This window comes from Streptomyces atratus, assembly GCF_014648655.1.
Taxonomy (GTDB): Bacteria; Actinomycetota; Actinomycetes; order Streptomycetales; family Streptomycetaceae; genus Streptomyces; species Streptomyces atratus.
Map to the genome: position 1 here is coordinate 80,601 of NZ_BMRN01000031.1, position 7,907 is coordinate 88,507.

Annotated in this window: 6 protein-coding genes and 1 pseudogene; 3 read left to right on the forward strand and 4 right to left on the reverse strand. The window is 66.9% G+C overall.

Annotated elements, in window-relative coordinates:
- Nucleotides 1-119 precede the first annotated feature (119 nt).
- Together IEZ15_RS32300 and IEZ15_RS32305 are read right to left on the reverse strand one after the other, a co-directional pair.
- Nucleotides 120-2,759 (reverse strand): NPCBM/NEW2 domain-containing protein, encoded by a 2,640-nt coding sequence (locus IEZ15_RS32300; RefSeq protein WP_189280527.1) that lies wholly within the window; start codon nucleotides 2,757-2,759, stop codon nucleotides 120-122.
- A gap of 634 nt (nucleotides 2,760-3,393) precedes the next feature.
- Complete coding sequence (locus IEZ15_RS32305) at nucleotides 3,394-3,909, reverse strand: site-specific integrase (RefSeq protein WP_229846241.1); 516 nt, start codon at nucleotides 3,907-3,909, stop codon at nucleotides 3,394-3,396.
- Between the two features lie 196 nt (nucleotides 3,910-4,105).
- On the opposite strand from IEZ15_RS32305, the pseudogene IEZ15_RS32310 reads away from it, so the two are divergent.
- Nucleotides 4,106-4,255 (forward strand): annotated as a pseudogene (locus tag IEZ15_RS32310) (ATP-binding protein); the annotation flags it as partial.
- Nucleotides 4,256-4,337: 82 nt separating this feature from the next.
- Here IEZ15_RS32310 and IEZ15_RS32315 read toward each other — a convergent pair.
- Nucleotides 4,338-4,748 carry a RidA family protein gene (locus tag IEZ15_RS32315; protein WP_189280528.1) on the reverse strand — a complete coding sequence of 137 codons (411 nt, stop codon included), beginning with the start codon at nucleotides 4,746-4,748 and terminating at the stop codon, nucleotides 4,338-4,340.
- Nucleotides 4,749-5,241: 493 nt separating this feature from the next.
- Here IEZ15_RS32315 and IEZ15_RS32320 point away from each other — a divergent pair, with 493 nt between their 5' ends.
- Entirely contained in the window at nucleotides 5,242-5,448 is a 207-nt protein-coding gene (locus IEZ15_RS32320) for a hypothetical protein (protein ID WP_189280529.1), read from the forward strand.
- Nucleotides 5,449-5,958: 510 nt separating this feature from the next.
- Here IEZ15_RS32320 and IEZ15_RS32325 read toward each other — a convergent pair.
- Complete coding sequence (locus tag IEZ15_RS32325) at nucleotides 5,959-6,363, reverse strand: heavy metal-responsive transcriptional regulator (RefSeq protein WP_189280530.1); 405 nt, start codon at nucleotides 6,361-6,363, stop codon at nucleotides 5,959-5,961.
- Nucleotides 6,364-6,451: 88 nt separating this feature from the next.
- Here IEZ15_RS32325 and merB point away from each other — a divergent pair, with 88 nt between their 5' ends.
- Nucleotides 6,452-7,429, forward strand: coding sequence for an organomercurial lyase (gene merB, locus IEZ15_RS32330; RefSeq protein ID WP_189280531.1), 978 nt, complete (start codon nucleotides 6,452-6,454; stop codon nucleotides 7,427-7,429).
- Nucleotides 7,430-7,907: the final 478 nt, after the last annotated feature.

A 7,907-nucleotide genomic window follows, 5' to 3' on the forward strand; every position in this document is an offset into this window, starting at 1 on the left:
AGCAAGGTTCATCGTCCCAGGTCAGGAAGGCACTTTCGCGTTTTCGCCGCACCAGCCGCCATACCCAGGTGAAACGGCGAGGCCAGGTTGTGGTTCTTCTGGTCGACAGGGGTCGGGCGTTACGGCAGCAGCTTGGCGCCCGCCCAGTCGGCGTGGTCGCTGTTGATGCCGTCGCCCGCGTCGGTGACCTTCAGGACCAGGGACTTCACGCCCTTGATGCTGACGTCGACGGACCGGGTCGGGCTCGCCGACGTCATCACCTCCGGGGTCTCGTACAACTTGGTTCCGTCGCCCCAGACTTCGAACCTGACGGTCGAGTTCGCGCTGACCTCGTCATCGACGCCCACGTCCGAATGGAACCGCGAGTAGGCGCCATTCAGGGTGTACGTGACGGTGCTGTTGGCGTGCGTGCCGATGCCCTTGGCGTACGCCGTGCCGTTCAGCCTGATCGGGTTCCCGTCGACGCTACGGTCCTTGCGCAGGGTGCCGAAGTCGCTTTGGGCGTCGCTCCAGGTGAGATCACTCAGATCGACCGTCTGCCCGTTCCCGCTCGCGGCGGTGGTGACGGAGACGGCGGTGCTGGCGCCGGAGGCGTTCTGGGCGGCGTCCACCGCCTTGACGGTGAACGAGTACGGCGTCGAGGCCGAAAGCCCCGTGGCGGTGAAGCTCGTGCCCGCGGACGAGCCGACCAGCGTGGTGCCCCGGTAGATCTGGTAGCCGGTCACACCGACGTCGTCGGTCGAGGCCGTCCACTTCAGGTCCACGCTGTTCGAGGTCACGTTGCCCGCCGTCAGGCCGGTCGGCACGCTGGGGGCCGTGGTGTCGCCGACCGTGGTGCCGGCGCTCGCGGTCACGGACGCGCCGACGGCCACTGGGACGGTCACGTAGGAGACCGTCTTGCCGTAGAGCGACTTGGTCCGCGGCGTCTGCGCGACACCGTTCACGGTGATCGTGGAGGGGGTTCCGTAGAACTGGGCCTCCCAGGTAATGGTGCCGCCGGAGTTGTTGGTCAGGGTGGAGGCCGTCGTACCGGTGTGCTTGAGCTTGAGGTCGTTGTCACCGACCTTGAGGTGGTCGATCTCCACCCACGGCGTCTCGGAGGTCAGCCGGGGGACGGTGGCCACCTTGTCGTGCGGGGCGTCCGGCTGAACACCCATCATGCCGTCGATGACGCTGCTGACCGCGAGGAACGAGATCTCCGGGTAGCTGTCGCGGCCGGTCATGAGCTTCTTGAGCCAGGCCCAGCCCTCCGCGGACCGGTTGTACTGGTAGTACATCTCCGGCAGGTAGGAGGTCGCCTCGACGTTCAGGTTGTCGTCGTTGGCGGCGATGAAGTCCAGGTAGCTGTCGGTCCTGGCGCCGTGGTCGCCCAGCCCGGTCAGCATCATCAGGAAACTGGCCTCGTGGCCCCAGCTGCTGTAGCCCGTGCCGGCCGCGTCCTTGCCGCGGAAGTACCGGTTGTTCGACGCGTCCCACCACTTCGACTCGAAGTCGTCGCGCACCCGCTGGGCCCGGTCGGCCCACTTCGAGCTGTTGGCGGTGTCGCCCTTCGTCTTCAGGATCTCCGAGTAGGCCAGCATCGACTGGTACTGGTACCCGAGCGAGTCGGCCGCCGAGACCAGGTTCTCGTTCGGGAACTCGAAGTACGTTGCCGTGTACTCCCCGGGCTGCTTCTTCGAGACCGGCTGCTCACTGGACGGGTTCGCGTCGTTCCACACCACCTCGTGGTTGGTCAGGAACTGCCCCATCGTCGAGTCGTAGTACGCGGAGAGGGTCGGATCGTTGATCCAGTCCGAATTGCCCGTCCACTGGTACTGCTTGTACGCCTTGGCCATCACGTTGAACGGTGACGGCAACTCCCGGAACCCGGTGCCGTCGATGTAGTACATGGCGCCGTACGAACTGTGTGCCCACAGCGGCCAGCCGTTCTGGCCCGGATCGTCGGCGTCGTCGGCGAAGGTCCTCAGCATGTTGAAGGTCTCGGTATCCAGGCCGAGCGCGTGCGCGCCGTCGGACTGGTGGGAGATGTCCCGGTTGTAGAAGGACTCCCGGTTGGTGTACGCACCCCAGTAGCCGGGGGTCACCGAGGTGTGGGTGGAGTCCTTGAGGCGCCACCACTCCGGTTCGTGCCCCATCATCGGGCTGCCCGGGTAGAAGGTCATGCCAAGGGCCCGGTTCTTGCCCCAGTCGAAGCCGTCGTTCAGCGTCGTGTTCGGCGAGTTGATGGTGAGTGTGCTGGTCGGCGGACCGACGTGGGCCTGGATCGTGATCCTGTCGACGCGCGGCACCTCGCCGGCAGAGGTGGCCGTCAGCTCGATGACGTCACCGGCCTTGAGCGTGACCTTGCTCGACGTCCGGGTGTCGATGTCCACCGGGTCGGTGTAGTCACGGCCGTAGCGCAGGGACGTCGACCAGGAATCCACCTGGGTGGAGTTCACGGAGAGCTTGTACGTCACTCCGTTCGCGGTCTTGCCGTTGTAGCGCGTGATGAGGTCGTACGTCCCGTCGGCGCCGTTGAAGGTCGTCCTGGCGGTGCTCGTCTGTCCCGACGCGCCTCGGGCGTAGGTGACGTTGTCGACCGACCTGCCGTTCCAGGTGTGGTCCACGGTCTCCGTCGCGAAGTTGGTCAGCGACATGTTCTCGACTTCGAGCACGTAGGGCCCTGCCACCGACCCCGCCGCCGCGGGTGAAGCGGGCAGGGCTGTCGCGGTGCCGACCGTTGCCAGTACGGCGGATAGTGCACAAGCTAATCGACGCATGCGTGATCGATCCTTTCGAGTGGGGGCGCTCCTCGTTCCTGCGACGGTCGACCTCAACCGCCCAGCCGTGGGGTGTGGAACGTGCCGGGCGGAGCGCTCCCGGCGGCTGCCGGCGGCTCCATCCGCTGCGCGTCATGTTGGAAGAAGTTGACCTGTGTTGCATATTGAGTACTTCACGGCAAAGCGCTGTCAATAGCTGTGACCGGCTTGGCCGTTGCGCTTTCACTCCCGTGCAGACCTGGCCCCCCATCCCGATCCCGATCGTGTCGGCCCGGATGATGTCGAGTCTCCGCAGGTCAACGACGTGAAACGATCGGGCGGCACCGAGTGGCCGAGGCGGGACGGCCCCACCGGGAACGCCTCGCACGACCCGGGCTCGATCGTCTACTTGCACAGGATGGCTGACGCTGGTTCAGAAAAACTTCAATGCGATATTGCATGTCGCGACAAGTGTGAGTAGCGTCCCCGTCCGCAAGGCTCATCACCGCACACCCAGGAGCAGCCCCAGGCTGGCGTGTCAGGGCCGGGAGGGGCCCGGTTCCGGGCCAGTGCTGTGCCGAACTGGTCGGCGGGCCGCTGGACGGCCTGTTGCTCGACATCACCGGCTGGACGCAGGAAGAGATCGACAGCAGTGTCACCTCATGGGTGACGGGCTTGCTGTATCCGCTGCTGCTGGCGGCAGCTGCACTGGCCGCCCATTTCGCGGTGCGGTCGGTCCGCCGAGGACGGAGACCGGCTGCGTCAAGCGCCCCGCCACCCGCTCCGGGGTCGGCGGCGGCAGCTGGGCCAGGGAGTCGCCCCCGACATGCCGCGCGGCGTTGAACTCGTCCACTGGGCAGACCAAGCGGACGCCGAACCCCGCTTCAATCTCGACGGCCTTGCGGGCCTGCAGGAACCGGTGGAAGCCCTTGAAGATCTGCACATACTCGCGGCGGGTCGATGCCGCCCGCCCGGCAAGTGCCAGGTCGCCGACGACACGCTCGATGTCTTCAGGAGTGACCTCCCACGCGGGCCGGCCCAGCGCGGTGAGCGTCCGTTCCAGCAGTCCGATGTCGTTCTCTACCGTCACCGGGCTGAACCCACGGGCCCGCCATGAGGCAACGAACGCCTCAACGCAGTCGGCCTGAAACTCCCACGGATCGGCGGTCACCGGCTCCAGTAGGACGGCACCACCTTGGACCACCCTCAATCGGGATGTCACCGGCACACCTTCCTCGCACCTGACCGATCAAGGCAGCACCTGGAGAATCCGGGCACCACCATGAAGACCAACGAGGACAGCAGGAGATGGATACGGACCGGTGGCAGCGGCGATCCGCGAAAAGGAACATGTGCCAGCCCCAGATGGCTGGACCAAGACTTTCACCGACCCCCGCCTCTGCGCGGCCATCGTCGACCGCCTCACGTTCAACGGCACCATCATCGAAACCGGCACCGACTCCTACCGCCTCGCCAGTACCCGAGCACGAGCTGAGCAGCCCGCCAAGGCCGGCTGACCGCAGCCTACGTTCCTCGACGGTCAGCCGTCCTGGCGGACGGCTGGCCGTCCCACGTTCGCGGTGTCCTTTGGAGAAGGTCTCAAGAATCGAGCACGGCGGCGACGGCCTCGATCTCGACGAGTTGGTCCTTGTAGCCGAGCACGGTGACGCCCATCAAGGTGCTGGGGACGTCATGGTCAGCGAACAAGTCCCGGACTACCTGCCAGGCAGCCACCAGGTCCTCCTGCCGGGCCGATGCGACGAGGACCCGGGTACTGATGACGTCCTGCAGTGACGCCCCTGAGGCAGAGAGCGCGGCCTGCATGTTCTCCATGGCTTTCGCTGCCTGGCCCGCGTAATCCCCGATCGCTGCTGTGGAGCCGTCATCGTTCAGCGGACACGCCCCAGCGAGGAAGATCAGGCGTGACTCGGCGGGCGCAGTGGCCGCGTAGGCGTACTCGGCGACGTCGGACAGGGAGGCGGAGCGGATCAAAGTGATGGCACGAGCCACGGTTGTCGGGTCCTTTCCCATCGGATGTTGAGCGGGGACATCCTGCCAACGGCCAGTTGGCTTCCGCCTTCCCTTTTTCTCGCCGCCCCACGGCAACGCCGTCATTTCTGCTTGACATTCCCACACCGGATGATCACCAACTGACTCCGGAACCCATCAAGAAATGCTGTTCCTAGAGATCAACGTAGCCAGGCACCGCAGGTCAGATCTTGGTCATGCGTCACTTTGAGCGAGACGGGACTCTGCTCGCTCTGCGGGCGAATACTGCAACCCTCGAATACCGACACTCCACCAGTGCCGCCGCGAGACCTCCGAAGCGATCAACGGCGGACTCACCGGAACTCTGCGCCGTCCGCAGCTGCTTGTCCTCGGCCGGTACGACACAGACGGCCGGCTGCGCGCGGTCGGCCGGACCACGCCGCTGAAACCGGATGCCGCCCGCCGGCTTGCCGACCACCTCACCGAGGCCGGACCCGACCACCCATGGACCGGCGTGCGGTTCACCGCCACCTGGGGCAGCCGTGAGGCCCTCGAACTGACCCTCGTCGTGCCCGAGCTGGTCGCGGAAGTCAGCGCACCTGCCGCCGTCGACCTGACAGGCACGACGGCGGAGGGATTCTCGGGCTCGACGGCCAGGCGCCGGCGGGCTTTCACCCACGCACCGACCATGTCCTCGTCACCGCCGCAGGCCCGGACGTAGGAAGCCAGAAGTTCCTCTCTGGGTAGCTCCGGCCGGTTCAGGACGCCGGCGAGCGTGGTGCGTGGCAGCACGTCTCCCGCGGCGTTGGCCCGGCGCTCCAGCTGCCGGTAGCTCAGATCCGCCCATAGACGTAACTGCCGCATTGCTGCCACGAACTGAGCGGGATCCGTAACATCCTGCGGCTGGGGTAAACCGTCGTCTGCCTCCGCACTCCGGAGGTTTTGTCTGAGCTCTGTCACCTTCGGCAGCTCAGGACAACCCGAGGGCACGGCGTCCTGCAGCCCATGGCGCCCGGCGTCAGCAGAGGTCGTTGATGAGGATTCGTGAAATTCCCCAGGGTCGCTCACCTTCCCCGCTTGATTGCGCCGCTGAACAAGAGCCGGTCCGGGGCCGACCTCGTCGGCAGCCTGGGTGGCTCCGTTCATGAGAACGGACAGCACTTCGACGTCAGTTTCGGAGGCGGTTGGCCCCTGGGCCCTGGCGCTAATGTTCACGAGTTTGGACAGCGGCCTACGGCCGTGCGGGCTTGAGGATCGTGCAGATGTCGTCCGCGCCGCAGGTGGCTGGGTCGGTGGTTGCTGCGCGGGCTGCGACGTCGCGGAGTGCTTCGCGAGTGGCGGCGAGCTCGGCCATACGTCGGTCGATGTCGTTCAGGTGCTCGTGGATGAGGTCGGTGACGTGGGTGCAGGGTGCGTGGCCGTCGTCTCGAAGGGCGAGGATCGAGCGGATCTCGGCGAGGGTAAGACCGGCGCGCTGGGCGTCGCGGATGAACGCGAGTCGGGTCGCCGTGTCATCGGCGTAGTCCCGGTAGCCGCCCGGGGTGCGTGGTGGTGAGGGCAACAGGCCGCTGCTCTCGTAGAAGCGAATGGTCTTGGTCGTCAGCCCGGTGCGGGCTGCGAGGTCACCGATGCGCATGTCTCCAGGCTAGCCCTTGACCTTCCAGTGCACTGGAAGGTCTACCGTCGGTTCGGAAGGCGGACGACGGTCTAGGAGGACAGGACAGATGCGAATCACGGTGCTGACGGTGGCGGATTGCCCGAACGCGCAGCCCGCGCTGGAGACGGTGACCGCCGCTCTGGATGGACGACAGGCTCAGGTGGAGCTTGTTGAGGTGACTGACGAGGCCGAGGCCGCCCGGTTGGGCATGTACGGGTCGCCGACGATCCTGATCGACAGCACCGACCCGTTCGCGCCGCCCGGGGCGGTGCCGAGCCTCTCGTGCCGCCTCTACAGGGACGCCGATGGCACCGTGTCGGGCGTGCCGGACGAGTCCGCCCTTCGTCAGGCCCTCGCCGGGGCGACCCCGCAGGCCCGTAATGCAGGGGCTTCGGACTGCTGCACACCGCAGCCGCTGGACGTGGTCGGCCGGGCCGGCCGCGGGCGCCGCGCGCCTGCCGAGAACGGCCTGCGCGCGGTGCACCAGCAGATCCTGCGCCACTTCGCCGCCACGGGAGCTGCTCCCGACGCGCAGATGCTTCAGCCGCTGGCGGCCGGGGCCGGGAGGAACGCTACGGAGGTGATTACCGAGCTAGCCGACGAGGACTTCCTCACCCGGGACGAGACCGGGAACATCCGCGCCGCCTACCCGTTCTCCGCTGCCCCCACCCGCCACAGGGTCCGCCTGGAAAGCGGTGTAGAGGTCTGGTCGATGTGCGCCATCGACGCCCTGGGCATCCCGGCCATGCTCGGCCAGGACGCGGTGATCTCCTCCGCCGACCCGGTCAGCGGCGACCCCATCACCGTCACCTCGTCCACCGGCACGATGTGGTGGGAACCGGCCACCGCGGTGGTCTTCGTCGGGCAGCGTCCCGGAGGCGGGCCCGCCGCCTCGGCCTGCTGCGACGCGCTGAACTTCTTCACCGACGCCACGAACGCCCGCGCCTGGACAAGCCAGCACCCCGACATCCCCGGCCAGGTAGTCGACCAGCCGACCGCCGAGCGCGTCGGCCGACAGACTTTCGGCCCCCTGCTCGCCCCTTGAAAGCCAAGTGGCACGCGCCGACACGAGGGCATCTTGGTAGCGGATCCGCTGTGGTCACCCATTGCCGGTACTCGGTGTCCACGGACAGTGGGACATCCGGGTGAGCGGACAGGTCAGATCCTTGCTGGCGGACAGTTGATCTCCTTGTCCGGTATGACAATTCATCGCCCGTGCGGCTCAACGTTCCGGCGACTGGCCTGCGGCTATCGCCGTGGGTGCGTTAATCGGGCCGCCGCCGGCCCCCAGCGGCCGGCGGCTACATCGACGGTTTGCACGCCATCGCCCGCAGCAGGGGCTTCAGAAGGATCACCAGGTCAGTGGCAAGAGCCCTTGCTGAAGGTCGCGTGGGAGAGGTAGAACGCGAACATCCCCGGGTCGGGGGGCGGCCGGTCCTCGGCCCCCGGGAAGACTACGGGGGGCTGCTCGTCCAGGGTCAGCGTGATGCGGACGCAGTACTCCGTCTCGGTGTCCTCAGTGC